General features: G+C 64.3%; 32 protein-coding genes. 18 read left to right on the top strand and 14 right to left on the bottom strand.

Annotated elements, in window-relative coordinates; genetic code table 11:
• Positions 1 to 5: 5 nt before the first annotated feature.
• Positions 6 to 287, top strand: coding sequence for a hypothetical protein (locus tag IVB41_RS33970; protein ID WP_247438978.1), 282 nt, complete (start codon positions 6 to 8; stop codon positions 285 to 287).
• 17 nt (positions 288 to 304) lie between these two features.
• On the opposite strand, the gene IVB41_RS33975 is transcribed toward IVB41_RS33970, so the two are convergent.
• Entirely contained in the window at positions 305 to 817 is a 513-nt protein-coding gene (locus IVB41_RS33975) for a DUF4142 domain-containing protein (RefSeq protein ID WP_027568680.1), read from the bottom strand.
• 96 nt (positions 818 to 913) lie between these two features.
• On the opposite strand from IVB41_RS33975, the gene IVB41_RS33980 reads away from it, so the two are divergent.
• The 3 genes from IVB41_RS33980 to IVB41_RS33985 all read left to right on the top strand — a co-directional run bounded on the left by IVB41_RS33980 (position 914) and on the right by IVB41_RS33985 (position 1,628).
• Entirely contained in the window at positions 914 to 1,108 is a 195-nt protein-coding gene (locus tag IVB41_RS33980) for a hypothetical protein (protein WP_027516515.1), read from the top strand.
• 103 nt (positions 1,109 to 1,211) lie between these two features.
• Entirely contained in the window at positions 1,212 to 1,343 is a 132-nt protein-coding gene (locus IVB41_RS35715; protein ID WP_256379041.1) for a hypothetical protein, read from the top strand.
• Between the two features lie 78 nt (positions 1,344 to 1,421).
• Positions 1,422 to 1,628 carry a hypothetical protein gene (locus tag IVB41_RS33985; protein WP_007594775.1) on the top strand — a complete coding sequence of 69 codons (207 nt, stop codon included), beginning with the start codon at positions 1,422 to 1,424 and terminating at the stop codon, positions 1,626 to 1,628.
• A gap of 136 nt (positions 1,629 to 1,764) precedes the next feature.
• Here IVB41_RS33985 and IVB41_RS33990 read toward each other — a convergent pair whose 3' ends face one another.
• On the bottom strand, positions 1,765 to 2,013 hold the full coding sequence (locus IVB41_RS33990) for a hypothetical protein (protein ID WP_247356933.1): 249 nt from the start codon (positions 2,011 to 2,013) through the stop codon (positions 1,765 to 1,767).
• 176 nt (positions 2,014 to 2,189) lie between these two features.
• Here IVB41_RS33990 and IVB41_RS33995 point away from each other — a divergent pair, with 176 nt between their 5' ends.
• Positions 2,190 to 2,357 carry a hypothetical protein gene (locus tag IVB41_RS33995; protein WP_247438980.1) on the top strand — a complete coding sequence of 56 codons (168 nt, stop codon included), beginning with the start codon at positions 2,190 to 2,192 and terminating at the stop codon, positions 2,355 to 2,357.
• On the opposite strand, the gene IVB41_RS34000 is transcribed toward IVB41_RS33995, so the two are convergent.
• From IVB41_RS34000 to IVB41_RS34030, 7 genes are all read right to left on the bottom strand, one after another.
• Positions 2,354 to 2,842, bottom strand: coding sequence for a DUF3147 family protein (locus IVB41_RS34000; protein WP_247438982.1), 489 nt, complete (start codon positions 2,840 to 2,842; stop codon positions 2,354 to 2,356). The genes IVB41_RS33995 and IVB41_RS34000 overlap by 4 nt on opposite strands.
• Positions 2,842 to 3,189: a DUF3147 family protein gene (locus IVB41_RS34005; protein ID WP_027568683.1), complete on the bottom strand. Its 348-nt coding sequence runs from the start codon at positions 3,187 to 3,189 to the stop codon at positions 2,842 to 2,844. Before IVB41_RS34005 ends, IVB41_RS34000 begins: the two co-directional genes overlap by 1 nt.
• Entirely contained in the window at positions 3,186 to 3,770 is a 585-nt protein-coding gene (locus IVB41_RS34010; RefSeq protein WP_247291037.1) for a phosphatase PAP2 family protein, read from the bottom strand. The genes IVB41_RS34005 and IVB41_RS34010 overlap by 4 nt, the downstream gene beginning before the upstream one ends.
• A gap of 99 nt (positions 3,771 to 3,869) precedes the next feature.
• The gene (locus IVB41_RS34015) at positions 3,870 to 4,760 is read right to left on the bottom strand and encodes an SDR family oxidoreductase (RefSeq protein WP_247291424.1); all 891 of its coding nucleotides are present in this window, start codon (positions 4,758 to 4,760) and stop codon (positions 3,870 to 3,872) included.
• 222 nt (positions 4,761 to 4,982) lie between these two features.
• On the bottom strand, positions 4,983 to 5,534 hold the full coding sequence (locus IVB41_RS34020) for a DUF4142 domain-containing protein (RefSeq protein WP_027516522.1): 552 nt from the start codon (positions 5,532 to 5,534) through the stop codon (positions 4,983 to 4,985).
• Between the two features lie 87 nt (positions 5,535 to 5,621).
• Positions 5,622 to 5,849 (bottom strand): hypothetical protein, encoded by a 228-nt coding sequence (locus IVB41_RS34025; RefSeq protein WP_007607330.1) that lies wholly within the window; start codon positions 5,847 to 5,849, stop codon positions 5,622 to 5,624.
• 8 nt (positions 5,850 to 5,857) lie between these two features.
• Positions 5,858 to 7,645 carry a thiamine pyrophosphate-requiring protein gene (locus tag IVB41_RS34030; protein WP_247438984.1) on the bottom strand — a complete coding sequence of 596 codons (1,788 nt, stop codon included), beginning with the start codon at positions 7,643 to 7,645 and terminating at the stop codon, positions 5,858 to 5,860.
• Between the two features lie 156 nt (positions 7,646 to 7,801).
• Here IVB41_RS34030 and IVB41_RS34035 point away from each other — a divergent pair, with 156 nt between their 5' ends.
• From IVB41_RS34035 to IVB41_RS34070, 8 genes are all read left to right on the top strand, one after another.
• Positions 7,802 to 8,176, top strand: a complete 375-nt coding sequence (locus tag IVB41_RS34035; protein WP_247399776.1) for a PRC-barrel domain-containing protein — start codon at positions 7,802 to 7,804, stop codon at positions 8,174 to 8,176.
• A 24-nt stretch (positions 8,177 to 8,200) separates the two neighbouring features.
• Positions 8,201 to 8,359, top strand: coding sequence for a hypothetical protein (locus tag IVB41_RS34040; protein ID WP_007594751.1), 159 nt, complete (start codon positions 8,201 to 8,203; stop codon positions 8,357 to 8,359).
• 195 nt (positions 8,360 to 8,554) lie between these two features.
• Positions 8,555 to 9,709, top strand: coding sequence for an HlyD family secretion protein (locus tag IVB41_RS34045; RefSeq protein WP_247438987.1), 1,155 nt, complete (start codon positions 8,555 to 8,557; stop codon positions 9,707 to 9,709).
• Positions 9,706 to 11,325 carry a DHA2 family efflux MFS transporter permease subunit gene (locus IVB41_RS34050; RefSeq protein ID WP_247438988.1) on the top strand — a complete coding sequence of 540 codons (1,620 nt, stop codon included), beginning with the start codon at positions 9,706 to 9,708 and terminating at the stop codon, positions 11,323 to 11,325. The genes IVB41_RS34045 and IVB41_RS34050 overlap by 4 nt, the downstream gene beginning before the upstream one ends.
• Before the next feature lie 93 nt (positions 11,326 to 11,418).
• A complete protein-coding gene (locus IVB41_RS34055; protein ID WP_027568692.1) occupies positions 11,419 to 12,420 on the top strand; it encodes a nitronate monooxygenase family protein in 1,002 nt (333 codons plus the stop codon).
• 134 nt (positions 12,421 to 12,554) lie between these two features.
• Entirely contained in the window at positions 12,555 to 12,947 is a 393-nt protein-coding gene (locus tag IVB41_RS34060; protein WP_249802878.1) for a hypothetical protein, read from the top strand.
• Between the two features lie 119 nt (positions 12,948 to 13,066).
• Complete coding sequence (locus IVB41_RS34065; protein WP_247438990.1) at positions 13,067 to 14,632, top strand: alkaline phosphatase; 1,566 nt, start codon at positions 13,067 to 13,069, stop codon at positions 14,630 to 14,632.
• Between the two features lie 143 nt (positions 14,633 to 14,775).
• Positions 14,776 to 15,594 carry an aldo/keto reductase gene (locus tag IVB41_RS34070; protein ID WP_247439001.1) on the top strand — a complete coding sequence of 273 codons (819 nt, stop codon included), beginning with the start codon at positions 14,776 to 14,778 and terminating at the stop codon, positions 15,592 to 15,594.
• A 69-nt stretch (positions 15,595 to 15,663) separates the two neighbouring features.
• Here the strand turns inward: IVB41_RS34070 and IVB41_RS34075 are convergent, their stop codons facing one another.
• Together IVB41_RS34075 and IVB41_RS34080 are read right to left on the bottom strand one after the other, a co-directional pair.
• Positions 15,664 to 15,891, bottom strand: coding sequence for a hypothetical protein (locus IVB41_RS34075; RefSeq protein WP_027516531.1), 228 nt, complete (start codon positions 15,889 to 15,891; stop codon positions 15,664 to 15,666).
• Positions 15,892 to 15,987: 96 nt separating this feature from the next.
• Positions 15,988 to 16,440, bottom strand: coding sequence for a hypothetical protein (locus tag IVB41_RS34080; protein ID WP_247439003.1), 453 nt, complete (start codon positions 16,438 to 16,440; stop codon positions 15,988 to 15,990).
• A gap of 158 nt (positions 16,441 to 16,598) precedes the next feature.
• On the opposite strand from IVB41_RS34080, the gene IVB41_RS34085 reads away from it, so the two are divergent.
• The gene (locus IVB41_RS34085) at positions 16,599 to 16,871 is read left to right on the top strand and encodes a helix-turn-helix domain-containing protein (RefSeq protein WP_018456224.1); all 273 of its coding nucleotides are present in this window, start codon (positions 16,599 to 16,601) and stop codon (positions 16,869 to 16,871) included.
• Between the two features lie 4 nt (positions 16,872 to 16,875).
• Here IVB41_RS34085 and IVB41_RS34090 read toward each other — a convergent pair whose 3' ends face one another.
• Together IVB41_RS34090 and IVB41_RS34095 are read right to left on the bottom strand one after the other, a co-directional pair.
• Positions 16,876 to 18,108, bottom strand: a complete 1,233-nt coding sequence (locus IVB41_RS34090; RefSeq protein ID WP_247439005.1) for a PLP-dependent aminotransferase family protein — start codon at positions 18,106 to 18,108, stop codon at positions 16,876 to 16,878.
• A gap of 65 nt (positions 18,109 to 18,173) precedes the next feature.
• On the bottom strand, positions 18,174 to 18,701 hold the full coding sequence (locus IVB41_RS34095; protein ID WP_247439007.1) for a DUF3124 domain-containing protein: 528 nt from the start codon (positions 18,699 to 18,701) through the stop codon (positions 18,174 to 18,176).
• Between the two features lie 67 nt (positions 18,702 to 18,768).
• Between IVB41_RS34095 and IVB41_RS34100 the strand changes: the two genes are divergently transcribed.
• The 4 genes from IVB41_RS34100 (at position 18,769) to IVB41_RS34115 (ending at position 24,213) form a co-directional block, all read left to right on the top strand.
• Positions 18,769 to 20,496, top strand: a complete 1,728-nt coding sequence (locus IVB41_RS34100) for a cation:proton antiporter (RefSeq protein WP_027568699.1) — start codon at positions 18,769 to 18,771, stop codon at positions 20,494 to 20,496.
• Positions 20,497 to 20,671: 175 nt separating this feature from the next.
• The gene (gene ribB / locus IVB41_RS34105) at positions 20,672 to 21,748 is read left to right on the top strand and encodes a 3,4-dihydroxy-2-butanone-4-phosphate synthase (protein ID WP_007607359.1); all 1,077 of its coding nucleotides are present in this window, start codon (positions 20,672 to 20,674) and stop codon (positions 21,746 to 21,748) included.
• A gap of 159 nt (positions 21,749 to 21,907) precedes the next feature.
• Entirely contained in the window at positions 21,908 to 23,122 is a 1,215-nt protein-coding gene (locus tag IVB41_RS34110; RefSeq protein WP_007594720.1) for an acyl-CoA dehydrogenase, read from the top strand.
• Positions 23,123 to 23,289: 167 nt separating this feature from the next.
• On the top strand, positions 23,290 to 24,213 hold the full coding sequence (locus tag IVB41_RS34115) for an MBL fold metallo-hydrolase (RefSeq protein ID WP_027568701.1): 924 nt from the start codon (positions 23,290 to 23,292) through the stop codon (positions 24,211 to 24,213).
• A gap of 7 nt (positions 24,214 to 24,220) precedes the next feature.
• Here the strand turns inward: IVB41_RS34115 and IVB41_RS34120 are convergent, their stop codons facing one another.
• Positions 24,221 to 25,075, bottom strand: coding sequence for a DUF1499 domain-containing protein (locus IVB41_RS34120; RefSeq protein WP_007594716.1), 855 nt, complete (start codon positions 25,073 to 25,075; stop codon positions 24,221 to 24,223).
• Positions 25,076 to 25,133 lie beyond the last annotated feature (58 nt).

A 25,133-nucleotide genomic window follows, 5' to 3' on the forward strand; every position in this document is an offset into this window, starting at 1 on the left:
CGCACATGAAAGCAGGATTTGCCGTGATCGGCACCGTGATGTTGTTGGCTGGATCGGCGTTGGCGCAGGGCGGCGCGCCCAGCGGCCGTGGTGCCGTGACCGGCGATCCAGCCGCAAGCTCCGCCACCCCACGCGCGGACACACCAACCACGGGTACGTCGACCCGGTCCAATCCCAGCGGTAGCGGCACGTCGAGTTCGGGCGGCAAGGATGACAATGGGGATGCCGGCCGAGACAAGATGCTGGAGGGTAACCGCAGCGCGCAGCCGGAGAGCCGGCAAAAGTAAGGGGCTCCTTGGCAGTCCTACTTGTCTGCCATGGTGCGCTCGGCGTCCCTGACCTGTGAACGCAACATCGGGAGCTGCTCCCGCGCGAAGGCTGCAAGCGCGGCATTGTCGGGCGCCTTGAGATAGCGTTCGAGCAGCTCGATCACAGATTCATACTCGGGAATTTGCGCGGCATAGAAGCTTCTGACGAAAGTCGGTCCGTCCGAGGTTTCGGGCTCGACCAGGCTCGCGCTCGCCGGGGTTGTCTTTGTGACGCGCGGTTCGGTGCCGATCGCCTCCTGAATCTCCTTCAGGGCCTTGTCCCGCCGGGCCGCTTCTTCGGCGCGCAGGGCGGCGAGGTTCTTGACCTCGGCATTACCCTTGAGGTCGGTGCTCTCCAGCAGACCCTGCTGGAAGCGGCTGAAGCTGTAGAGGTCGCTGATGGTCTCGGTTGCGGTCGGCGTGCGGCCGGCCGGCCTTCGCTCCCCGGTGCTGTCGGCAAGCGCTGCAGTGCTGATGAACGCCAAAACTATCGCGAGAAGAATCCGCATGGATATCCAATGGCGGATGGCGGACGAAAGTTCCGCAGATGTTACGATCCGGTAAGGGCGGTTGCGACGCGACGGTTCCGTCCCCAATTCATGTTGATGAAACAGTCCGAGATCTTCAGAGATAACGCCGACAACTGCCTCCAGCTCGCTGAGCGCGCTGAAGGACAGCCGTCACACAATCGTTTTCTGCGCATGGCGAACGCGTGGACGGCACTCGCCAACGAGCAGGATTGGCTCGATGGCGAGGTGCCGCCCGTTCCAGCCCGCATCCGTCAAAAGCAGGATGCGTAACGCTCTCGTTTCGTGGATCTGCGTGTGAGACTGCTCACGGACGGCTGCAGGATCATTCGTAACAGTCGATCGCGTTGATTTCCTATTCCGGGAGGTTTTTGCAATGGCTCCACGTCTGGCTCTTCTTTCGCTCATCCTCGCCTTTGGCGTGTCGGTCGCGTTCGCCACGGTGACGACGGTGCGGCAGGTGCATCATGAAAATGCATCGGCCCCGGTGCACTCGGCGCACAGTTAGCAGTCTGATCTCGCGGGTCGGAACCTTCGACGCTCCGGCGCGTAAGCGCTTCGAGACAGCAAAGAGGCGAGAGCTATCATGGCCCATTCCGACCAAGGCATCATCAGAGATCAACGCGGTGAACAGCAGCCGCGGGACAAGCAGCGCGCGCAGACCGTACACAAGTCGGAGCCAAAGGGCTCGCCCTCTCGTGAGGCCACGCGCGATCCCAAGCTGAACGACAATAGCAAGACGCCCGGCTCCGGCATGGCGCCGGATGATTCCGGCGACGCGCCGAGCGGCTAATCCATCAGGAACGAAACCGCTCGCAAAGAGTCGAGAGATTGCTTCCGGTTGTCATGCCCCCGGTGATCCGGAAGTAATCTCCAAGGACGGCCCCGGCACCCCGTGCCGGGGCCGTTTGCTTGAGCATCAGGCGGGACTAATCCTCGGCATCGCGCTGCGAATGGGGTTGCGTATGGCCGTCCGGGCCGCGGCCGAAAACTCCGAACCTGCTCGATTTGACATTCGCCCCTGCATCGACCGCTGCGGTGGCGAGTCCGAGCTTCAGGAGTTCGCGCACGGCTGCGGCTCGCGTCGGCATGCGATGTTTGAACCGGAAGTCATCCACCGCGGCCAGTTCTTCCGGTGACAGCATGACCTGGAGCCGCTCGGCGCGAAGGTCGTTCATGATCAATCACCCAAAATGAGCAAGTTGAGTAGTTTACTCAACGAACTCATTCGGTTGCGGTTCCACAAGATGCGGCTACGGCGTCAAGTGAGTTAAAAAATATAACAAATTCAACAGCTTATAGGATGCGGAAGTCTGCGGGCGGGTGTATGCTTCCGGCAAATGGGAGAGACGTCATGACGAACGAAGTCAAATTGCCCCGCATACATATCGAAGACAGCGAGGCACCCAAGCCGGTGCGCCTCAGCCACCAGAAGGTCATCGAGCAGGTCGAGCGCTGGGCCAACAGCCCGGGCCTTCAACCGCCGAGACTGCAGCCGTCAACGCATGCCAAGGCGGGCTAGCGCTTCGCAAGGGAAGAGCCCTTGGCCGATAGCGAATGGGCTGACCGGTGCGGTTTGCGGGAGACGATGCGCAGCTTCCGCCTGAGCCACCAGGCCAACAGCGAAACGAAGGCCCAGGCTATCAACGCGGCAGCGAAGGCGCCCGGAACGCTCGCAGCCACGGTGAAGTGAAAGACGGCGGCGAATGCCAAGAGACCGATGCTTCCCCAGGCGGCGCCAGCTGCGTCGAGCGCGGCAGCCTCTTGCCCGCGGCGCGTGCCGCTGAGGCCGGCCTTCTCCTTGGTGCGGCGCTCATGGCTTTCGACCAGCGTCGCGCTCGCGCAGAAGATGGCGGGAAGCGCAAGGAACAGTCCGCCGACGGACACGCCGAAGCGCGCTCCCAGAACCCCCGTGAGCACGGTCGCCAGGCCACCGAGCAGGAAACGAATGCCGTATTCGTACCAGCGTGTCTGCTTGAGCGCTGCGAATGACAGCTTGACCGGCATCAGGCCGCACCTCCGAAGCCGGCGAGCAGGCCGAAGGCAACCGCCAACCACACGATCACAGCGAGGACGGTCGCGGGCAGCGCGGACACACGGTATCTGATCAGCAGATGGCAGACGACGACGCTGTAGCAGCCGAGCGCGACCGCGCCATAGATCATCGTCCAGCTTTCGGCCGCAGCATATTGCGGGCCGTGCTGGACGACGGCGATGCCGAGCGTCGCCAATGCGACCGACGGTGCCGCGCCGAGCAACCCCGCAAAGCTTTTGGGTTTGAGCATATCCCCCAAGATCGCAAAAGCCGAGACGATGATGCCACCGGCGATGAAGCGCACGATATATTCGGTCACGGCTTTTCTCGCCGATTGACTTGCTTGCGGAACGATTGCGTCAGTGTCCATGGCCGCACGAGTCTCTCTACGGCGGCGCCAAGCGCGAAGCCTGCGACCACGTCGCTTGCCCAGTGCGCGAGCACCGCAATCCGTGTCAGCGACAGCGCGATCGCTGCCGTGCGCAGCAATCGGCGCGGCGTCTTTGGCAGCAAGCCCGCCGCCGAGGCAAGTGCGCCCATATGAACCGCGTGACCGGACGGGAAGGCATCGCGCGCCTGTCCTGAGATGGGTACTCCATGTCGGTGTCCGCGTATGGTCAGCCGGTCTGGCCTGGTCTGATCGAATACGGATTTCAGGACATGCGGCAGGACGGCCGTCGCCAGCGACACGGCCAGAATGTGATTTGCCACGGGCCGCTGTTGCGGCTGCCGAATGTGAGTGTACAGCCACCCTATTGCGGCCAGCGCGAGCAGCACGTGCTCGTCGGCGGCCCAGGTCAATGTCTGCGCCGTGTGCTCGACGCCTGAATTGGTGTGATCAGCGATCGTATCCGCGATCGCGGTATCGATCCGGCTGGGTTTGACCTCTACCAATGCCATCGGTCTGCAAGCGTGATGTCCTTTGTGACAGTTTTGTAAAGCCGGGAGACAAAGAAGGTTCCTGGGCTTTGCCTCGTGGCATCAACCTGCAGCGCCGGACTACGGCTGTCCCGATCCACCCGCGGACCCATACACCTGGCCGGTCGCATAGCTCGCGTCGGCTGCGGCAAGCTGCACGTAAATCGAGGCCAGTTCGGCGGGCTGGCCGGGACGGCCAAGCGGCGTCATGCCGCCGAATTTTTCGAGCTTCTCCATGGTGGCGCCGCCGGAGACCTGGAGCGGCGTCCAGATCGGTCCCGGTGCGACGCCATTGACGCGGATGCCCTTCGGACCCAACTGCTTTGCCAGCGATTTGACATAGTTCATCGTCGCTGCCTTGGTCTGCGCGTAGTCGTAGAGCTCCGGTGACGGGTCGTACGCCTGCTCCGATGTCGTGCCGATGATGCACGAACCGGGCTTCAAATGCGGCAGCGCCGCCTTGATGATCCAGAACGGCGCGTAGATATTGGTCTTCATCGTCGCATCGAAATCTTCGGAGGAGACGTCGAGGATCGATTCGCGGCTCTGCTGGCGTGCGGCGTTGCAGACGATGATATCGAGGCCGCCTAGCCCCTGCGTGGCCTGCTCGACCAGCTTCTTGCAGAAAGCCTCATCCTTGAGGTCGCCGGGGATCGCGAGCCCGATACGCCCTTCCTTCTTGATCAGCGCGATAACGTCCTGCGCATCGGGCTCTTCCGCCGGCAGATAGTTGATGGCGACGTCGGCGCCTTCGCGCGCGTAGGCTATCGCAGCGGCGCGGCCCATACCGGAATCGCCGCCGGTGATCAGCGCTTTACGGCCGGCGAGCCGGCCGGAGCCCTTGTAGCTGGTCTCGCCGTGATCCGGAGGCGGCTCCATCTTGCCGGCGAGGCCAGGCCAGGGCTGCGACTGTTTTTTGAACGGCGGCTTTGGAAAGCGAGTGACGGGATCGACCAGTTTCTGCTCGGCCATTTTCTGCTCGGCCATGGAGGCGTCTCCTTTCGCTGTCGAAGAGGCCAGCGAAGCAGCAGCAAGCGTTGCGCTCGCCGCTTGGACGACGTGCCGGCGGGATACTGAAGTCTTGTCTGGATGCGTCATGACGGTCTCCGCGATATCGCGATCTCAATGCGCGGAGAGAGGCATCGTTGCAAACGGGAGGACGCCGACCAGGAGGCCGGCGTCCTCGGAAGATGTTTACTTGGTCTGGCCGACGCTCGGCGCCTTGCCGAGCTCCTTGGCCATGTCGAGATGGTGCTTGAGCGCGGGCAGCGTCTTGCCGGCCCAATCCTTCAGGTCGGAATTGTCGCCGCCCTTGGCGTAACGCTCGAACAGCGAGACCGCGTCCTCGTGGGCACTGACCTGGTACGAGTTGTAATCCGAGCTGAAGTCCTTGCCATTCGCGCTCTTGAGCTTGTCGAGCTTGCTCTGATGCGAGCTGTCGAGCGCTGTCGGCAGGGTCGCCTGCACCTTGCCGCCGCTGACCAGGCCCTTCAGTTCGCTGCTGGTCTTGGTGTGGTCAGTCACCATCTGCTGCGCAAAAGTCTTCTCCTGCGCGTTGCCCTTCTGCTCGGCAAGTTTGCTCGATTCGATCTCGAACATGTCGCTGATGGCGACTTCCTTGACGAAGTCGGCGGTGGCAGGCGCGACGCCGAGCGCCGAGTTGACGCCGGTTTTCTCGCCGAGCGACTGGGCGAGTGCGGGGCCTGCGAGCAGCACGCAGGCAGCTGCGATGATGGTACGTTTCATGGTCCGATCCCTTTGAATGGGCGCGCAGCCTCTGGCCGCGCGACGTTGCGCCCACCAACACGCTGCAGGGGCCGGGGTTCCTAACGGTTAATCCGTCGGTCTCCTCCCGGTCCGTGGATTGATCGGATCGGTCGGCTTGCGCCGAAGCCGTTCGGGCAGAAACGGCTCGGTCGGCGTGGCGGTCGCCTCGGCACGAACGTCTGCATGGCGTTGTGCCCGCTCATGCGGCGTCCGGTTGTCGTTGATCTGCCGCTTCACGTCGAGACCATCGACGGGATCGTTGACGCCGTGCTGGATATCGCGGAAATCGCTCATGCTTCACCTCATTCGCTTCCAGGCAGGATCTTTGCCAGCACCTGCCGCGCCGCGCCCTTGATCACTCCGCTCTCGTTGGGATCGCCCTTCATCAGCGCAAGAGAGAAGTTCTTGGCCTGCTGCAAGGTGATGTGCGGCGGCAGCGGCGGCACTTCGGGGTCGGTCTTCACCTCCAGCACCACCGGCATCTGGCTCGCGAGCGCTTGGTCCCAAGCCGAGCCTAGTAGCTGCGGGCTGTCGACGTAGATGCCGGAGAGGCCGATCAGCTCGGCAAACCGCGAGTAGGACACGTTCGGGATGCGCTGCGATGCCTCGAATTTCGGATCGCCGTTGATGATGCGTTGCTCCCAGGTCACCTGGTTGAGGTCTTCGTTGTTGAAGACGCAGACGATGAAGCGCGGATCCGTCCAGTCGCGCCAATACTTGGCGGCGGTAATCAGCTCCGCCATATTGTTCATCTGCATCGCGCCGTCGCCGACGAGGGCGATCACCGGCCGGTCGGAATGGGCGTATTTCGCGGCGAGCGCATAGGGCACCGCGGCACCCATCGAGGCGAGGCCGCCTGAGAGCGAGGCCGTCATGCCGCGGCGCATCTTCAGGTCGCGCGCGAACCAATTGGCGCAGGAGCCGGAATCGCTGGTGATAATGGCGCGGTCGGGCAGGCGCGGAGACAGCTCCCAGGCGACGAGCTGCGGATTGACCGGTGCCGCAGGCTGATGTGCCCGATCATCGAGCGTCTTCCACCATTTCGCGACGTCGTCTTGGATCCCTTGGCGCCAGGCGCCGTCGTTTTTCGGTTTCAGTCGCGGTAGCAAGGCGCGCAGCGTCTCGGCGGCATCGCCGACGAGGCCGACCTCCATGGGAAAGCGGATCGACATCATGCTGGCGTCGATATCGATCTGCACGCCGCGCGCCGCGCCTTCCTTCGGCAGGAATTCGGCATAGGGAAAGGCGGAGCCGACCATCAGCAGCGTGTCGCATTCCATCATCATGTTGTAGCTGGGCTCGGTGCCGAGCAGGCCGATCGAGCCGGTGACCCACGGCAGATCGTCGGGGAGCGCTGCCTTGCCGAGCAGCGCCTTGGCGCAGCCGGCGGACAAGCGGTCGGCGACCGCGATCACCTCCTCGGTGGCGTGGAGCGCGCCGGCGCCGATGAGCATCGCGACCTTCTTGCCGGCGTTGAGCACCTCGGCGGCGCGGTCGAGGTCAGCGTCACGAGGCTTGATGCTTGGCGCGCTATAGCCGATGCCGGAGTGCAGGGTGCCGTGAGCGCGCGGCGGATCCTCGTAGGGCTCCTCCTGGATATCGTTGGGCAAGATGATCACCGTTGGCGTCCGCCGAGCCAACGCGATCCGGATCGACCGATCGATCAGATGCCGGATCTGCGCCGGCGAGGATGCTTGCATGACGTAGGCGCCAGCCACGTCCTTGAACATCGAGACCAGATCGAGTTCCTGCTGATAATGTCCGCCCAGTGCACTGCGTGCCTGCTGACCGACGATCGCGAGCACCGGCTGGTGATCCAGCAGGGCATCATAGAGCCCGGTGATCAGATGCGAGGCGCCGGGGCCCGAAGTCGCGATGCAGACCCCGATCTGGCCCGAGAACTTCGCATAGGCCGTCGCCATGAAGGCGGCCATTTCCTCGTGCCGCGCCTGGACGAAACCGATCTTGCCCTCAGCGCGCTGGAGGGCGCCGAATACGCCGTTGATGCCGTCGCCGGGATAGCCAAAGAGGTGGCGCACGCCCCATTGATGCAGACGTTGAACGATGAAGTCGGAGACGGTCTGGGACATCGAGGGCGGCCCTTGGTTTTCCGGTATTTGGATTCCGGGATTGGAAGTTGAGAGAACCGCCCGTTTCCGGCGATGTTCCTCAAGTCTGACGGAACATGCCGGAACGATCGCGCACCTCTTCGGGTTGTCTCCACACTGGCTGAGTGGAGAATTGAGATGTTGAATCAGGGTGAACTGGACCAAGACGAGATGGGTCGGTTGATCGGTAGCGACAAGGTCGAGGGAACATCGGTCTACGGCGCCGATCGCAACAAAATCGGCTCGATCGAACGCGTGATGATCGACAAGGTCAGCGGCAAGGTGTCCTACGCCGTGCTCGGCTTCGGCGGATTTCTGGGCCTCGGCAACGACCATTATCCCTTGCCGTGGCAGTCGCTGAAATACGACACGGAGCTCGGCGGTTACGTCACGGGCATCACCACCAAGGAACTGGAAGGCGCGCCGAAATACGGCGAACGGAGTGATTGGAACTGGGGTGATGACGCCGCGGTCCGCGGCATCAACTCCTATTACGGCGTCCCCTTCGCGTAAGCGTTTCCACCGAAAGGAAGCTCGATGAGCAAGGAACGGCCTAACGACGATCCTCGGCAGCAGAGCGACTGGGGTTCGCACAAGCAGACGGACAAGCCCTGGAAGGGCACTCCGGAAAAGGAGCAGGGATCGGACGAGGTGAAGCCCGATCTCGAGAAGTGGCACGCGACGAAGACGCACTGACTCCTGGTGCATTTCCGGTGAGAGGCGTGCGCGGCACCCAGTGTGCCGCGCTCGCTTTTTGGGCAGGCGTTCACGAACGCGATGGTGCTCGCAACACAAGCGGAACCATGATCAGGAGTTGCAGTTGGGCTCGCGGCGCGTGTGCGGGCTTTGGCGGCTCTGCCGCCAGTTTGATCCCCAAGAAAGGTGTTCACCGTGGATGCTCAAACACGGGAGCGTGGACCGTCCGCGGAGCAGCCGCAGAGGGCAAAGCAAGCTCCGAAGACATCTCCTGATCAGGCCCCCGACGCCGAGGACGCGAAGCCGGCGCAGGCACCGTCGCTGCGAGACCGGATTCGCGAGCATTGGTTGCTGGCAAGCGTCGGCGCCATCGTCTTGCTGGCAGCTCTAATCGTCGGATTGCTCTACTGGCTCGAGGTGCGCCACTATGAATCCACCGACGATGCCTTCGTCGCTGCGCGCAGCTTTTCCGTGGCCTCCAAGGTCGGCGGCTACGTGACCGACATCCCGGTCACGGACAACCAGCATGTCAACGTCGGGGACCTTCTCGCCAAGATCGACGAGCGCGACTATCGCATCGCCATCGATCAGGCCAATGCGCAGGTCGCGGTCGCCAGGGCGAACATCGCCAATGTCGAGGCACAGATCGTCTCGCAGCAGGAGCAGATCAAGCAGGCGGAGGCGCAGCTCGAACAGGCCCAGGCCCAGCTCCAGTTCTCGCAGGAGGAATTCGCGCGCGCCCAGGATCTGGTCGAGAAGGGCGCCGGCACCGTGCAGCGCCAGCAGCAGACCCGCTCCGATCTTCAGGCGCAGCAGGCCAACACTGAACGCGCGAAGACCGCTGTGACGGCCGCGCAGGTCGGCATCAAGACGCTGCAGGCGCAGCTCGAGGGCGCCCGGGCGCAGCTCCAGCAGTCGCAAGCGCAGCTCGATCAGGCCAAGCTGAACCTGCAATACACCAGTGTCGTTGCGGCGCAGTCCGGCCGCGTCGTCAAACTCAGCGGCGCCAAGGGCACCTTCGTCAACGCGGGCCAGAGCCTGATGATGTTCGTGCCCGACGAGGTCTGGATCGTCGCCAACTACAAGGAGACGCAGCTCAACGACATGCGGCCGGGCCAGCCGGTCGAGATCCGCATCGACGCCTATCCCGCGCGCAAGCTCACCGGCCATGTGGAGTCCGTGCAGCCGGGCTCCGGCACCGCGTTCAGCCTGCTGCCGGCGGAGAACGCCACCGGCAATTACGTCAAGGTGGTACAGCGCGTGCCGGTGAAGATCGTGGTCGACAGCTGGCCGGCCGATTTGCCCGTTGGTCCCGGCATGTCGGTCGTACCCTGGACGAGGGTGCGATGACCGACACGGCGCAGGGCGGCGCGTCCGCGGGCGGCTGGTCGCCGGAGCGCTCGGCGGCGGGCGGTCATAATCCCTACCTCATCGCATTCGTCGTCTCGATCGCGACCTTCATGGAGGTGCTCGACACCACCATCGCCAACGTCGCCTTGCGCCACATCGCCGGTGGGCTCGCCGTCGGCATCGACGAGAGCACCTATGTCATCACCAGCTATCTCGTCGCCAACGCCATCGTGCTGTCGATCTCGGGCTGGCTGTCGACCGTGATCGGTCGCAAGCGCTTCTACATGATCTGCGTTGCGATCTTCACGGTCTCCTCGCTTTTGTGCGGCTTCGCCTGGAATTTGCAGGCGCTGGTGCTGTTCCGCATCCTTCAGGGCCTTGGCGGCGGCGGCATGGCGACCAGCGAGCAGGCGATCCTCGCCGACTCCTTCTCGCCGCACAAGCGCGGCCAGGCCTTCGCGATCTACGGCGTCGCGGTCGTGGTCGCGCCCGTGGTCGGTCCGACGCTCGGTGGCTGGATCACCGACACCTACACCTGGCACTGGGTGTTCCTGATCAACGTTCCCATGGGATTGCTGTCGCTGTTCCTGGTCGGCACGCTTGTCAAGGAGCCTTCGGGTGCGGAGGAAGAGAGGGAGAAGCTGCTGAGCAAGGGCCTGCGGGTCGACTATGTCGGCTTCCTGCTGGTCGCGATCGGGCTCGGCTCGCTCGAATACGTGCTCGACGAAGGCCAGCGCAGCGACTGGTTCGGCTCGAACATGATCGTGTTCTTCGCGGTGCTTTCGGTCATATCGCTGCTTGCGCTGATCCCGTGGGAGCTGACGCGCGAGGATCCCATCGTCGATCTCCGCTTGCTCGGCCGCCGCCAGTTCGCCGCCTGCTTCCTGGTCATGCTTGCGACCGGCGCGGTGCTGATCTCGACGACCCAGCTTTTGCCGCAACTGCTCCAGAGCGATTTGAACTACACCGCGATGCTGGCGGGTCTCGCACTGTCACCGGGCGGAATCGCGACCCTGGTGCTGATGCCGGTGGTGGGGCGTCTCGTCAGCAGCGTGCAGCCGAAATACCTCATCATGTTCGGTGCCGCCATCGTCGCGTTCTCGATGTGGCATCTCACGGGTCTCACCGGCGACATCACCTATGGCTACGCCGCGATGTCGCGCATCTTTCTCGCCCTCGGTCTGCCTTTCCTGTTCCTGCCGGTCACGACCGCGTCCTATGACGGCGTGCCGCCCGACAAGACCAACCAGGCCTCGGCGCTGATCAACGTCGCCCGCAATATCGGCGGCTCCATGGGCGTCGCGCTGGCGCAGACAATTCTGGCGCAGCGCCAGCAATTCCACCAGAGCCGCCTGATCGAGCACGCCGCGCCATCGGATCTCGGCTACCAACAGACCATCGAGACGATGACCCGCTTCTTCCAGGCTCAGGGCTCGAATGCCAGCGATGCGGCCTCGCAGGCGGTCGCCTGGGTCGGCCGCACTTTGCAGCACCAAGTCGATTTGCTCGCTTATATCGACGTGTTCTGGACGCTCGCGATCATCGCGGTGCTGATGATCCCGACCGCCGCGGTGCTGCGCCCGATCAAGCTGGGCGCTCCCGCGCGGGGGCATTAAGCCAACGGCCGTTCGGAGAGAAAGGGTGACCGCGGCGCAAAAGTCCGGCTAGACTGGTTCAAGCGTCAAGCAAAAGCCCGGGAGGTAATTTAAGTGAAGACCGCGATCACCGAACTGTTCGGCATCGAGCACCCCATCATCCAGGGCGGCATGCATTTCGTCGGCTTTGCCGAGCTGGCGGCTGCCGTCTCCAATGCCGGCGGGCTCGGCATCATCACCGGTCTCACGCAGAAGACGCCGGAGCTGCTGGCAAAAGAGATCGCACGCTGCCGCGACATGACCGACAAGCCGTTCGGCGTGAACCTCACTTTCCTGCCGACCTTCGCCGCGCCGCCTTATCCGGAATACATCGCGGCGATCGTCGAAGGCGGCATCAAGTCCGTGGAGACCGCCGGCCGCAGCCCGGAAGCCTACATGCCCGCGCTGAAGGCCGCCGGTATCAAGGTCATCCACAAATGCACCTCGGTGCGCCACTCCCTGAAAGCCGAGCGCATCGGATGCGACGCCGTCAGCGTCGACGGCTTTGAGTGTGGCGGCCATCCCGGCGAGGACGACATTCCCAACATGATTTTGCTGCCGCGCGCGGCGGAGGAATTGAAGATTCCGTTCGTCGCGTCCGGCGGCATGGCCGACGGCCGCAGCCTCGTCGCGGCGCTGTCGCTAGGGGCGGCCGGCATGAACATGGGCACGCGCTTCATCGCCACCAAGGAAGCCCCGGTGCATCAGAACGTCAAGAATGCGCTGGTCGCGGCGACCGAGCTCGACACCCGCCTGATCATGCGCAGCCTGCGCAACACCGAGCGCGTCCTGAAGAACGCCAATGTCGACCGCCTGCTCGAGATCGAACGCGAGAAGGGCGACAAGCTGAAGATCGACGACATCCACGACCAGGTCGCGGGCGTCTATCCCAGGATCATGCTGGACGGGCAGATGGACGCGGGCGCGTGGAGCTGCGGCATGGTCGCAGGCCTTATCCACGACATCCCCACCTGCAAGGAACTCGTCGACAGGATCATGGCTGAGGCGGAAACCATCATCCGCACCCGTCTGATGGGGTTTCTTGAAGAGACGGGTGCACCGCGAAAGGTCGCCTGACACCGCCAAACTTCTTAACCACGGCGGCAGTTGACCGCTGGAATTGCGCGCGACGCCTCCTAAATAGAGGTAAATTACCTCTTAACAATCAATTTCAGGAGGCGTCCGTGATTCCAAAGAGCGCTCCTTTTGCAATGGCCGTTGCCCTCGTGCTCGCATGGGGCGGCGTCGCGCGCGCTGACGACTACAAACCCAGTGAATATCTCGGCCTAGATCTTTCGAAGGCGGTGTTGTCGCCGAAGCGGCTCGGGCCCGAAACCCAGTTCGCGCCGGTCGCGCTGGAGGCGCGCGGCGGCAACGAGGCGCAGGCGCGCGCCGAGCCGGTCGACGTGCCGAAGAAGGTCGCTGCCGAACGCGTGCGCGTGTCGGAGCCGAAGGTTGCGCACGCCAAGCCCGCGCAGCCGCGCGGCGCGGCACGCACCAAGCTCGCGCATCGCCATGGCAATCCGCTCGACGCGCAGGCGATGGACACCCGTATCCAGACCTGGCCGTGCCGCAGCGGCGGCATCTGCAACTGGAAGCATTAGGTTCAGCTCCGAGCCGTCATCCGCACGTCGTAAAACCGTAGGCCCGCGGTCAAGAAACCGTAAGCCGGGGGTCAAACGACGCAGGCACCTTCCATCGCTAGTCGACGAAGGTTTCCTGAATGGTAGCGCTCCGCGCCTCGCGCGCCTGGACCCGACGGCAATTCCTGGTCCGGTCCACCTCGAGCCTCGCCGTTGCCGCGCTCGCAACGCCGCATCTCAGCCGCGCCGCGGATCGTCCGCAGATCGCAGGCGGCATCCAGTCCGGCGACGTCTCGGATGGCTCCGCCGTGATCTGGGCGCGCGCCGACAGGCCGGCGCGGATGCGGGTGGATTATTCATCCGTGGAAAGCTTCAAGACCGTCATCGCGTCGGCTTCGCGCGATGCGTCGCCCGATGCCGACTTCACCTCGAAACTGCTGCTGGAAGATCTGCCGCCCGGGCAGGACATCTTCTATCGTGTGCGCTTCGACGACATCGCGACCGGCATCGCCGGCGAAAGCCGCATCGGCCATTTCCGCACTGCGCCGGCTGCCGGCCGGTCGATCTCGTTCCTGTGGTCCGGTGATACCGCCGGGCAGGGCTGGGGCATCGACACATCGCGCGGCGGCTACCGCAGCTATCGCACCATGCTCGACAATCGCCCGGACTTCTTCATCCACTCCGGCGACCACATCTACGCCGACTGCACGATCCCCTCCGAGCAGAAGCTGCCGAACGGCGAGATCTGGCGCAATGTCGTGACCGAGGAGAAATCCGAGGTCGCGCACACCCTGGCGCAGTTCCGCGGCAATTACAAATACAACCATCTCGACGAGCACTTCCGCGCCTTCCATGCCGAGGTGCCGATGTTCGCGCAATGGGACGACCACGAGGTCACCAACGACTGGTCGCCGACCGGCAGCTATGACGCCGCCGGCCATGAGGATGACGGCACCCCGCGCCTGGTCGCGCGCGCCCGCCGCGCGTTCTTCGACTTCATGCCGATCCGCGACATCGGCGCGCGAAAGGGGCGGGTCTATCGCAAGATCGCCTATGGCCCGCTGCTCGACGTCTTCATGGTCGACATGCGCAGCTATCGCGACGATAGCTGGAACAAGGGCGACGATCACCGCGGCTGGATCCTGGGCGCCGAACAGCTCGCCTGGCTGAAGCGTGAGCTCGCGGCGTCGCGCGCGACCTGGAAGATGATCGCGGCCGACCTGCCGATCGGGCTGGTCAGTCTCGATGCGGTCGCGCTGGGTAGTGGGCCGCCCGACCGGCGCGAGCACGAGATCGCCGATCTTCTCGCGTCCATCAAGCACGCCGGACTCCGCAACATCGTCTGGCTCACCGCCGACATGCATTACACCGCCGCGCATTATTACGATCCGAACAGGGCGCAATTCCAGGAGTTCGAACCGTTCTGGGAGTTCGTCTCGGGGCCCTTGCATGCCGGCACCTGGGGGCCGGGCGAGCTCGACGATACCTTTGGTCCCGTCGCGATGTACCAGAACGGGTGCAGCGAGGCGCAGGGGGAAAACCTCGCGCCCTGTTTCGGACTGCAGTTCTTCGGCAAGGTCGACATCGATGGCCGGACCGGCGTCATGACCGTAACGCTGAAGGACGTCGACAACCGGGACCTCTGGTCGGTCGATATCGAGCCGCAGCCGCAGGCGCGTCCAGCCGTCGTGGCGCAGCATTCCTGAGGGACGCTAACCCGATCTTGATTGGCCGCATTGCGCCTGCCGCGCTATGCTGTCCATTCCCGCCACCTCTTTTCCATCCCCAAAGAGTCTGCTCACGCAGCATCGCTGCCTCCGGCGGGCTGAACGATGTCAGGAGCCTTTTCATGGATCATCTCAAGACACAGGGCATCAGCATGCCCAAGCTCGGCCTCGGGACCTTCCGCATGCAGGGCGATGCCTGCCGCGCGGCAGTCGAGAGCGCGCTGTCGATCGGCTATCGCCATATCGATACCGCCGAGATGTACGGCAACGAAGAATCGATCGGCGCCGCGCTCGCCGCGGCCCGGCTGCCCCGGGGCGAGCTGCACGTCACGACAAAGGTCTGGCACGAGAACCTCAGCCCCGACGCCATTCGCCGCGCTTTCGACGCCAGCCTGAAGAAGCTGCGGCTCGACCATGTCGATCTCTATCTCGTGCACTGGCCGTCCAACGCGGCGAGCTGGGGCGCGGTGTTCGAGACCTTGATGAAGCTGAAGGAGGAGAGGCGCACGCGCGCGATCGGCGTCGCCAATTTCACCACGGCGCTGCTGAAGATCGCGGTCGAGGACATCAAGGCGCCGATCGCCTGCAATCAGATCGAATATCACGCCATGCTCGATCAATCGAAGGTGCTGGCCTATCTTAAGGCCAAATCGATCCCGCTGGTCGCCTATTGCCCGCTGGCGCAGGGACGCATCGCGTCAGACGGGGTGCTGGCCGAGATCGGCGCGAGGCACAATGCAACCGCCGCGCAGGTCGCGCTGAAATGGCTGCTCGACCAGGACGGTGTCGCCGCGATCCCGAAAGCCGCACGCCGAGAGAGCCAGCAGGCCAATCTCGACGCGCTGAAGATCACCCTCGATGATGCCGACCGCAACAAGATCGCCGCGCTGCCGAAGGACAGGCGCTGCGTCAATCCCGGCTTCGCGCCGGCATGGGACTGACCTCGCCGAACGTTTCGTGCACGCAAAGAAATGGCCCCGCGAGGGGCCATTTCCATATTGCGTTGCGCATTAGTCCCAATGATGGCGGTGACCACGCTTGATCACGACGACGCGGTCGCGATGGCGCCAGCCGCGATGCCAGCCGTGATCGCGATGCATGCCGTATTCGGCGCGGGCGCCATACATGCCGTGATGATGACCTCCGCGCTTGATCACCACCGTCTCCGCGCTGGCGAGCGTCGGCAGTGCAACCGCGAGCGCGCCGACAGCGGCAAGCACATAACCAAACTTCTTCATGATGTCCTCCTCCAATGGAATGCAAATCTAAACGGCGCATTCGCGGGAACGTTCCGGAGGAATCGCAGGAGATTTCTGAACGCCTGTTCAGGTGGGTTAATCGCAGCGCTGTTGTGGAGGTGTTGACGCGCCGGTCGCGACGTATTTGCCGTCCCTGATCGTGTACTCGCCGCGCTCGCTGCGATTGTAGATTGCGCGCAAGCTGCCTTGCTTCGAAAGGAGCAGGCCAAACTCGCGCGTCTGCTGCAGCGATGGGAAGTACACCATCACATTGAGCATGCCGTCGGCGCTGACCGTCGCCGATACCACTTCGTTTTCGTCCTTGGTCTCGCCGAAATTGCGCCGGTACATCACCCTTCCGTCCGTGCGGATCTCGTAAATCAAGAGCGCGCCCTTGTCGCGGTCGGGCCGGACCGCGCAGTCGATCGCCCATGAGCCGAGCAGACCCCATTGCTCAACGGTCGCCGCGAGCGACTCGGCACCAGCCGCCGGCTCGAACGCAACCCACAGCACTGCTGCCGCGATCCAGCGGTTCAAACAACGCCTCATGTTCTGAAAAGCCCCACCTCCGAATGATTCCGAAGTGTAGCATTCCGCACGCGATCGTCCACGCTGACCGCCATTCGCGCGCGAATTTGATCCGCGTCAATGAGGCCGCCCGCTTCCGGGGTAGGATGGCGCTCCCGAAGGCGAAATTGGATAGACCGATGCTGAATCAAGTCAGGGATTTCGCAGGCGAGGTGCTGCCCGGGAGCTGCGCCGTGCCGCCTTATTCCGAGAGCGCGTTTCTGGCCGAGCTGGGCGACCGCTTGAAGTCCTCACGCATGCGCTGCGTCCTGTCGCGCCGGGAGCTGGCCCGCCGCTCCGGGATTTCCGAGCGCTACATCGCCCAGATCGAGGCCGGCAAGGGCAACGTCTCGATCGTCCTGCTGCTGCGGCTGGCCTCCGCGATCCACGGCAGCCAGCCCCAGATCGTCTGAAGGCTCAGGCTCGCTTCTCCACATTGGCGCTGCGGGCCGGCACGCCGAACTCCTTGCGGCAGATCTCGGCCAGCACGGCGACGCCCTCGCGGATCTGCTGATGCGAGGGGCTCGCAAAGCACAGCCGCAGTCGCGATCTGGAGTGGGTTTTGTCGGTCGACCATTCCGGCCCCGGATTGATCGAGACGCCGGCGGCAAGCGCGGCCTGATACAGCTTTAGCGTATCCACCTGATCGGGCAGCTTCACCCACAGGAAGATGCCGCCCTTGGGCTCCTCGAACTCGGCTGCCGTCCCGAACTGCTCGTTGACGGCCTCCATCAGCGTGTCGAGCTTGGTGCGTAGCGCCTTGGTCAGCGCCGGCACGTGGGTCGAGAAATACGGCTTGCAATAGGCAGCGAGCACCATCTGCTCCAACGCGCCGGAGCCGGCGTCCGTCTTCAGCGCCAGCATCCGCGACATCACATCCCAGGGCGCGACGATGAAGCCGACGCGCAGCGCGGGCGCGATCGACTTCGAGAACGAGCCGATATGGATCACGCCGCCGTTCGGGCTCATCGCATAAATCGCCGGCGGCCGCTGCCCTGACCAGACCAGATCGGCATAGCAATCGTCCTCGAAGATCGGCACGCCGTAGTCTGCCGACAGCCGCAACAGCTCGGTACGGCGGCCCTCCGGCATGATGCTGCCGGTCGGGTTCTGCACGGTCGGAATGGTGTAGATGTATTTCGGCCGGATGCCGCGGCCCTTGAGGTCGGCCAGCGTCGTGGCCAGCACGTCAATGCGCATGCCGTCCTTGTCGAGGGGAATGCCAATCACGTTGACCCCGAGCCGCGCCAGGCGGGTCAGCGAGCCCTGATAGCTATCCTGCTCGAAGATCACGGTATCGCCGCGCGTCAGCAGCGTGGCGTTGACGAGGTCCAGTGCCTGCAGCGAGCCGGACACGATCAGGAGGTCGTCGGCCGTGCAGTTGATGCCGGCATCGCGCTTGAGTTTTGTCACCAGGAATTCGCGCAAGGGCAGATAGCCCTGGGGACCATGTGCCAGCCCGTAAGTGGCGAGCGAGCGGCCTTCGCGTTGCAGAGCCAGGTTGGCCGCCTCGATCAGATGATCGAGCGGCACCTGCTCGGAGTCGTTATTGCCGCCGACAAAACTGTATTTGGCAAGGCCCGTCCAGCGCGCAGAGGGGGCCGGCAGCCCTGCGGGAAACAGGGGCGCAAAATCGAAGCTGGACGTCATTGGAGCGTTCCTCGTTCTATTCTTGTCAGGCTGCCGGCTTTGCGCCGGTCAGTCGTGCTTCTTGCTTATTTCTTGCCGACCGTCCGGGTCGGACGGCCCTGGCTGATGAAAGCGTAATGCGCATTGGCGACGCCGCCAACCATCAAGGCCTCGACGGCAGGCTCGGCGATCTCGCTTGTTGCGGCCCAATCGACGAGGAAATTGGCTCCGGTCCCGCCGCGTACGTCGTCGGTCGGAATGAAGATCGAGACGGTGGCGAGGGGCTTCAACGCGACGGGTGCCTTCAGATAGCTCTCGACCTGCTTGCCCGCGGTGTCGAAATAGGCGATGCGTTTGACCACCAGTGCTTGCGTCTCGGAGGCGTTGTGCACGCTCAGGGTCACCGAGAAGTCGACGCGCAGCTTGCCCTGGCTCATCGCGACGCTGGAATAGGCGGGCACGTAGAACCCGCCGGAGACGGCGAGTTCTTCTTTTGGCAGTGCGGTGAGGGAATCGGCAAAGCTTTGTTCGATATTGACCTTGGATTGAGCGGCCGCGGGGACGGAGTAGGCAAGGGGGCATAGCAGCATTGCGATGGCGAGCCCCATCCGCATGTGACGAATTGCTCGCTTGCCGCGCCGCACTCGATCACTAGGGTGCGGCAAAACGGACCAATCTGGCATGCACGAGCTCATTCGCGACATCACTCTCTGTATCCTGTTTGCCTGGATGCTGGGCCTGCTTGCCCACTTCTCCAGGCAACCGCTGATCCTGGCCTACCTTATCGCCGGCTTCTGCATTGGTCCATTTGGCGCCGGCTGGGTCAAGTCGCAGGAATCGATCAGCGTCATCTCCGAACTCGGCCTGATCTTCATGCTGTTCATGATCGGCCTGGAGATCGACCTGAAGAAGATCGTGCGGGCGGGAAAGGTTATCCTGTTCGCGGCGGGCGGCCAGCTCCTCGGCGGCTGCCTGCTCGGGGCGCTGTTCTTCGTCGGCATCGGCCTGTCGCTCGGTGGGGGCCAGTTCGACGCGGTTTATCTCTGCGTCGCCTGCGCGCTGTCGAGCACCGTCATCATCGTCAAGGTGCTCTACGAGAAGCGCGAGCTCGACACGCTGCCGGGCCGCATCACTCTCGGCGTGCTGGTGCTCCAGGACATCTTCGCGATCCTGTTCCTGGCGGTGCAGCCGAGCCTCGCCAATCTGGAAATCAGCGTCATCCTGCTCTCGATCGGCCGCGTCGCCGTGCTGGTCGCCGCGGCACTGCTGGTGAGCCGCTACGTGCTGCCGCGCCTGTTTCACCAGATCGCCCGCCGCCCCGAGCTGATCCTGCTCGGCGCGCTCGCCTGGTGCTTCCTGGTCGCCGAGACCGCCGAGCGGCTGTCGCTGTCGCGCGAGATGGGCGCCCTGATCGCCGGCGTCTCGCTCTCGACCTTTCCCTACGCGCTCGACGTCACGGCCAAGGTCACCACGCTGCGCGATTTCTTCATCACGCTGTTCTTCGTCGCGCTCGGCATGACCATTCCCGTGCCCGGCCTCTCCGTGATCGGGCTTGCCCTGATGATCGCGGCGTTCACGGTGGTGAGCCGCCTCGTCACCACCTTCGTCCCGCTCTATCTAATGAAGCAGGGCCTGCGGGCCAGCCTGTTGCCGGCCCTGAATCTCGCGCAGATCTCCGAGTTCTCGCTGGTGGTGATCCAGACCGGCGTCGCCGACCATCACATCGCAGCCCAGACGGCGAATGCGGCCTCCTTCGCCTTCGTGGTGCTGGCGGTGCTCTCGACCTTCGTGATGACCCGCAGCGATGAGATCACCCGCTGGGCAATCGGTCCCCTGAAGCGGATCGGCCTGCGCGATCTCGACCACGGCAATGGCCAAGGCGAGGAAGGGCACGAAGGCCATGGCGAGGCGCGCCGCATCGTCATCCTCGGCTTTTTCCGTGCGGCGAGCGCGCTGCTGGCCGAGATCGAACGGCAGGCACCGGTGCTGCTCGAGCAGATCACCGTGATCGACTTCAACCCCAATGTGTACCAGACGCTGCTTTCGCGCGGCCTGCATGTGATCTATGGCGATATCAGCAGCGCCGACACGCTGCTCCATGCCGGCGTCGGCAAGTCCGAGATGATCATCCTCAGCGTACCGGATGCGCTTCTGAAGGGGGCCAGCAACGAGAAGCTGGTCCGCCACGTCCGCACCCTCAACCCGACCGCCATGATCATTGCCACGGCCGATCTGTTGTCGGATGTGGACGAACTCTACGCGGCTGGCGCCAGCTATGTCACCGTGACCCGGCTCAGCGACGCCCACGAGTTGTTCACGGTGATCGAGGCCGCCCAAGCCGGCCTATTGGCCGACAAGCGTGCCGAACTCGATCAGCGGCTTGGCGAGCGGCGCGAGGTGCTGCCCTGACCGCGCCAGGCCCGCTTCTCACCGGAGCTTTTCCGCGCCCATATCCCTGATCTGCCCGGTGCAAGCCGCCCGTCGGGCAGGGCTGCGGTCCGGCATATGTGGTTGCGCCGGGGACACTAGCGCCCCGGCCCAAGTCCGGCTAAGCCTCCGGGCCATAACCGATAGAGATTGGGAAATGCCGGATAACGTCCAGGAAGTCTTGCAGGCCTTTGCCCGGGGTGAGCTCGTGGTCGTCACCGACGACGATGACCGCGAGGGCGAGGGCGATCTGATCGTCGCCGCCTCGTTCTGCACCGCGGAGAAGATGGCATTCATCATCCGCCACACCTCCGGCATCGTTTGCGCGCCGATCACCACCGAAGATGCGCGCCGCCTGCGGCTCGATCCGATGGTGGCCCACAACGATTCCGCGCACACCACCGCATTCACGGTCTCGATCGACTACAAGCCCGACGGCGGCACCGGCATCTCGGCCGAGGAGCGCGCCTCGTGCTGCCGCGCGCTGTCCAATCCCAACGCTGGTGCCAACGATTTCGCCCGTCCCGGCCACATCTTCCCGCTGATCGCCAAGGACGGCGGCGTGCTGCTGCGCTCCGGTCATACCGAGGCCGCGGTCGATCTGTGCAAGCTCTCCGGCCTGCCGCCGGTCGGCGTGATCAGCGAGTTGATGAACGACGACGGTAGCGTGATGAAGGGCGAGCAGGTCGCCCGCTTCGCCGCCCAGCACAAGCTCAAGCACGTCACCATCGCCGACATGATCGCCTACCGCCAGGTGCGCGAGAAGCTGATCGAGCGGGTCTCGACCTTCGTCACCGAAAGCCCGATCGGGCCGCTTCAGGGCTATGCCTACCGCTCGCCGTTCGATTCCATCGCCCACGTTGCCTTCGTCTATAACGGCGTCGGCGACGGCAAGAACGTCCTGACACGCTTCCACAAGCCGAACATCGTCAAGGACATCTTCACCGGCCACAAGCGCATGGCGGCGGTGCTCGAGCACTTCAAGAAATCGGGCCGTGGCGTTCTGGTCTATCTGCGCGACGGTGCTGCCGGTGTCCCCGTGGCGCCGCTGCCCGATGAGAGCGCGACCGAGGCTGACCGCAACCGCCAGTGGCGCGAAGTCGGCGTCGGTGCACAGATCCTGCGCGATCTCGGCGTCACCTCGATCCGGCATCTCACCTCCTCCGTGCACGACTACAAGGGCCTTTCGGGCTTCGGCATCGAGATCGTCGCCAACGAGCTGCTCGAAAGCTAGCGCTGTCTCCCGGGGTGCGCGAAGCGCATCCCCCGAGGCGCGCCTCGCAGGTCCCCGGGATTCACGCAGACCCGATCATCTGCAACGCAATTGCACTTGTTGCCGCGGCGCTTTACGTTGTCGGGCAAATTTTGACGGAACCAGACGAAAGGACGTTTCATGACCGCGCGCCCTCAGGCCAAGGACAAGCCGGCTTCGGCTTCTTTCCAGTGGGACGATCCGTTCCTGCTCGACGAGCAGCTCACCGAAGACGAGCGCATGGTGCGCGACACCGCGCGCGCCTACGCCCAGGACAAGCTGCTGCCGCGCGTCGCCAAGGCCTATCTCGAAGAGAAGACGGATCGCGAGATCTTCAACGAGATGGGCGAACTCGGCCTGATCGGCATCACGTTGCCGGAGGAATATGGCTGCGCCAACGCCGGCTATGTCGCCTATGGTCTCGTCGCACGCGAGATCGAACGGGTCGATTCCGGCTACCGCTCGATGAACTCGGTGCAGTCCTCGCTGGTGATGTATCCGATCTACGCCTATGGCGACGAGAACCAGCGCAAGAAGTACCTGCCGAAGCTCGCCAGTGGCGAGTGGGTCGGCTGCTTCGGGCTGACCGAGCCTGACGCCGGCTCCGATCCGGCCGGCATGAAGACCCGCGCCGAGAAGGTCTCGGACGGCTATCGCCTGACCGGCAGCAAGATGTGGATCTCGAACGCGCCGATCGCCGACGTGTTCGTGGTCTGGGCCAAGTCGGCCGCGCACGACAACCAGATCCGCGGCTTCGTGCTGGAGAAGGGCATGAAGGGCCTGTCGGCACCGAAGATCGGCGGCAAGCTGTCGCTTCGCGCCTCCATCACCGGCGAGGTCGTGATGGACGGCGTCGTGGTTCCGGAAGACGCGCTGCTGCCCAACGTCTCCGGCCTGAAGGGCCCGTTCGGCTGCCTCAACCGCGCCCGCTACGGCATCTCCTGGGGCGTGCTCGGCGCGGCCGAGGACTGCATGCACCGTGCCCGCCAGTATACGCTCGACCGCAAGCAGTTCGGCAAGCCGCTCGCTGCGACCCAGCTCGTGCAGAAGAAGCTCGCGGACATGCAGACCGAAATCGCGCTGGGCCTTCAGGGCTCGCTCCGCGTCGGCCGCCTGATGGACGAGGGCAAGTTCGCGCCCGAGATGATCTCGATCATGAAGCGCAACAATTGCGGCAAGGCGCTGGACATCGCCCGCGTCGCGCGCGACATGCACGGCGGCAACGGCATCTCGATCGAGTATCACGTGATGCGCCACGTCCATAACCTCGAGACCGTCAACACCTACGAGGGCACCCACGACGTCCACGCCCTGATCCTGGGCCGCGCGATCACGGGCATTCAGGCGTTTTTCTAGGCACGTATTCCGTGGCCGTCGTTTTGCTCAGCTGTCATCGTCCGCGAAAGCGGACGATCCAGTATCCCAGAGACCTCGCCTTCGCCACCGGCGCCACGGCGTACTGGATACCCCGCCTTCGCGGGGTATGACGGCGAGGGTTGGGGCTGCAGTGCACAGGAAGTCCCATGTCCGACAACGACGACGTCCCGTTCAACCGCGAGTTTCCGCTGAAGCCCGGCATCGTCGAGGAGGTCCGCCCCGGTGTGCGGCGCGTGCTCTGTAACAATCCGAGCCCGTTCACTTTCACCGGCACGGTCAGCTACATCGTGGGCCGAGGCAATGTCGCGATCATCGATCCCGGTCCGGACGACGAGGCGCATGCGGCGGCGCTGCTCGATGCTGTCAGCGGCGAGACGGTGAGCCATATCTTCGTCACCCACACCCACCGCGACCATTCGCCGAACACCGCGCGGATCAAGCGGGCGACCGGCGCGGCTGTTTACGCCGAAGGCCCGCACCGCGCCTCGCGCCCGCGTTTCGAGAGCGAGAAGCACAACCCGGAATCCGGCGCCGATCGCGACTTCGCGCCCGATATCAGGATCGCCCATGGCGACGTGGTCGAAGGCGACGGCTGGCGGCTCGAGGCCGTGGCGACACCTGGCCATACCGCCAATCACCTTGCGTTTGCCTGGCCCGAGCGGAAATTCAACTTCGTCGGCGATCACGTGATGGGGTGGTCGACCTCGATCGTAGCGCCGCCCGACGGCTCGATGATCGACTACATGGAATCGCTGGATCGTCTCGCCGCGCGCAAGGAGGATGTGTATTTCTCCGGCCACGGCCCCGAAATTCCGGACGGTCCGCGCTTCGTGCGCTTCCTGATCCGTCATCGCAAGGCGCGCGAGGCCTCCATCCTGCACCGCCTTGCCAAGGGCGAGACCGATATCCCGACCATGGTCCGGGCGATCTATATCGGCATCGATCCAAGGCTCACCACCGCGGCGGGCTACTCCGTGCTGGCGCATCTGGAGGATCTGGTCGCCCGCGGCGTGGTGGCGACGGATGGCGATCCTGTGATCGGCGGGACCTATCGGATGGCGAACGCCTAGCGTTCCGTCACTTCTTCACAGTTTTCGCCGGCGCCTTCGGCGGCGCCACCGGTGTCTTCTTCACCGGCTTGAGTGCGTCGGCATCGGCGGCGGTGTTGAGATCGTCGATGAATTTCTTCACGCGCGCGGCGTTGCTGCCGAGGTCGCTCTCGAAATAGCGCGAGGCGGAGCGGATATCGACGCGGGAATCCTCGCCGTCGGGCACGACGCGGATCGCGATGTCCTCGCGGAACCCCATGATCGGCGAGCGCGCCACCGCCTCGATGCGGCCGATGCGGCGCGGCGGCTGCGGCGCGCGCTCGTCGATGACAAGCCATTTGCGCTTGTTGACCAGCTGAAGCGCGATCGCATAGGCGCGGTCGACTGAAATCTCGAGCTCGATCGGCTCGATATCGGGATAGAATTGACGCTGCTGCTCCGCCGAATAGAGGCCGGCATACACAGCGGTATTGGCACCATCGCCGGTGCGCAGGCGGGCCAGCGCGTCGAAGCGCGGCGGGTCGATCGGGTCGGTGGTGATGTCGTGGATCGCCGGCAGCTTGCGGTATTGCAGGCCGAGATAGGCGGGATAGGCGAGGATCGCGCCGTCGATCAGGAAGGCAAGCAGGATACGCGCCATGCCGCGCGAGCCGTTCTGCCAGATCGCGGCAAAGCCGGCGAGCCCGAACAGGATCGAGAGCGCCGCAATCCCGAGCCCGCCGAAGAAGGTCGCGAGTGCCGGCTTCATCTCCAGGAAGCCGAACCGGACGATGATGATCGAGACCACCACCGCCACCACCGCGAACACGGCCAGATTGCGCGCCCAGCTCGCGAGACTGGACACGGGCTCCGACTGATAGGGAGCGGAAAACCTGCGGGCCATCGGGTGAGCTCTGCCGGGGTCTTGAGGGCGATGCCGGCCGATCGGGCACGACGATGGG

This window comes from Bradyrhizobium sp. 44 (assembly GCF_023073095.1).
Taxonomy (GTDB): Bacteria; Pseudomonadota; Alphaproteobacteria; order Rhizobiales; family Xanthobacteraceae; genus Bradyrhizobium.

Coding starts and splice junctions, on each gene's coding strand:
- IVB41_RS34030 (WP_247438984.1), bottom strand. CDS start 7,645: ATGTCCCAGACCGTCTCCGACTTCATCGTTCAACGTCTGCATCAATGG.
- IVB41_RS33975 (WP_027568680.1), bottom strand. CDS start 817: ATGCGGATTCTTCTCGCGATAGTTTTGGCGTTCATCAGCACTGCAGCG.
- IVB41_RS34095 (WP_247439007.1), bottom strand. CDS start 18,701: ATGCGGATGGGGCTCGCCATCGCAATGCTGCTATGCCCCCTTGCCTAC.
- IVB41_RS34035 (WP_247399776.1), top strand. CDS start 7,802: ATGTTGAATCAGGGTGAACTGGACCAAGACGAGATGGGTCGGTTGATC.
- IVB41_RS34110 (WP_007594720.1), top strand. CDS start 21,908: ATGACCGCGCGCCCTCAGGCCAAGGACAAGCCGGCTTCGGCTTCTTTC.
- IVB41_RS34085 (WP_018456224.1), top strand. CDS start 16,599: ATGCTGAATCAAGTCAGGGATTTCGCAGGCGAGGTGCTGCCCGGGAGC.
- IVB41_RS34090 (WP_247439005.1), bottom strand. CDS start 18,108: ATGACGTCCAGCTTCGATTTTGCGCCCCTGTTTCCCGCAGGGCTGCCG.
- IVB41_RS34010 (WP_247291037.1), bottom strand. CDS start 3,770: ATGGCATTGGTAGAGGTCAAACCCAGCCGGATCGATACCGCGATCGCG.
- IVB41_RS34080 (WP_247439003.1), bottom strand. CDS start 16,440: ATGAGGCGTTGTTTGAACCGCTGGATCGCGGCAGCAGTGCTGTGGGTT.
- IVB41_RS34070 (WP_247439001.1), top strand. CDS start 14,776: ATGGATCATCTCAAGACACAGGGCATCAGCATGCCCAAGCTCGGCCTC.
- IVB41_RS33990 (WP_247356933.1), bottom strand. CDS start 2,013: ATGAACGACCTTCGCGCCGAGCGGCTCCAGGTCATGCTGTCACCGGAA.
- IVB41_RS34015 (WP_247291424.1), bottom strand. CDS start 4,760: ATGGCCGAGCAGAAACTGGTCGATCCCGTCACTCGCTTTCCAAAGCCG.
- IVB41_RS34075 (WP_027516531.1), bottom strand. CDS start 15,891: ATGAAGAAGTTTGGTTATGTGCTTGCCGCTGTCGGCGCGCTCGCGGTT.
- ribB (WP_007607359.1), top strand. CDS start 20,672: ATGCCGGATAACGTCCAGGAAGTCTTGCAGGCCTTTGCCCGGGGTGAG.
- IVB41_RS33970 (WP_247438978.1), top strand. CDS start 6: ATGAAAGCAGGATTTGCCGTGATCGGCACCGTGATGTTGTTGGCTGGA.
- IVB41_RS34040 (WP_007594751.1), top strand. CDS start 8,201: ATGAGCAAGGAACGGCCTAACGACGATCCTCGGCAGCAGAGCGACTGG.
- IVB41_RS34020 (WP_027516522.1), bottom strand. CDS start 5,534: ATGAAACGTACCATCATCGCAGCTGCCTGCGTGCTGCTCGCAGGCCCC.
- IVB41_RS33985 (WP_007594775.1), top strand. CDS start 1,422: ATGGCCCATTCCGACCAAGGCATCATCAGAGATCAACGCGGTGAACAG.
- IVB41_RS34120 (WP_007594716.1), bottom strand. CDS start 25,075: ATGGCCCGCAGGTTTTCCGCTCCCTATCAGTCGGAGCCCGTGTCCAGT.
- IVB41_RS34100 (WP_027568699.1), top strand. CDS start 18,769: ATGCACGAGCTCATTCGCGACATCACTCTCTGTATCCTGTTTGCCTGG.
- IVB41_RS33980 (WP_027516515.1), top strand. CDS start 914: ATGAAACAGTCCGAGATCTTCAGAGATAACGCCGACAACTGCCTCCAG.
- IVB41_RS34000 (WP_247438982.1), bottom strand. CDS start 2,842: ATGCCGGTCAAGCTGTCATTCGCAGCGCTCAAGCAGACACGCTGGTAC.
- IVB41_RS34050 (WP_247438988.1), top strand. CDS start 9,706: ATGACCGACACGGCGCAGGGCGGCGCGTCCGCGGGCGGCTGGTCGCCG.
- IVB41_RS34025 (WP_007607330.1), bottom strand. CDS start 5,849: ATGAGCGATTTCCGCGATATCCAGCACGGCGTCAACGATCCCGTCGAT.
- IVB41_RS33995 (WP_247438980.1), top strand. CDS start 2,190: ATGACGAACGAAGTCAAATTGCCCCGCATACATATCGAAGACAGCGAG.
- IVB41_RS34065 (WP_247438990.1), top strand. CDS start 13,067: ATGGTAGCGCTCCGCGCCTCGCGCGCCTGGACCCGACGGCAATTCCTG.
- IVB41_RS35715 (WP_256379041.1), top strand. CDS start 1,212: ATGGCTCCACGTCTGGCTCTTCTTTCGCTCATCCTCGCCTTTGGCGTG.
- IVB41_RS34115 (WP_027568701.1), top strand. CDS start 23,290: ATGTCCGACAACGACGACGTCCCGTTCAACCGCGAGTTTCCGCTGAAG.
- IVB41_RS34060 (WP_249802878.1), top strand. CDS start 12,555: ATGGCCGTTGCCCTCGTGCTCGCATGGGGCGGCGTCGCGCGCGCTGAC.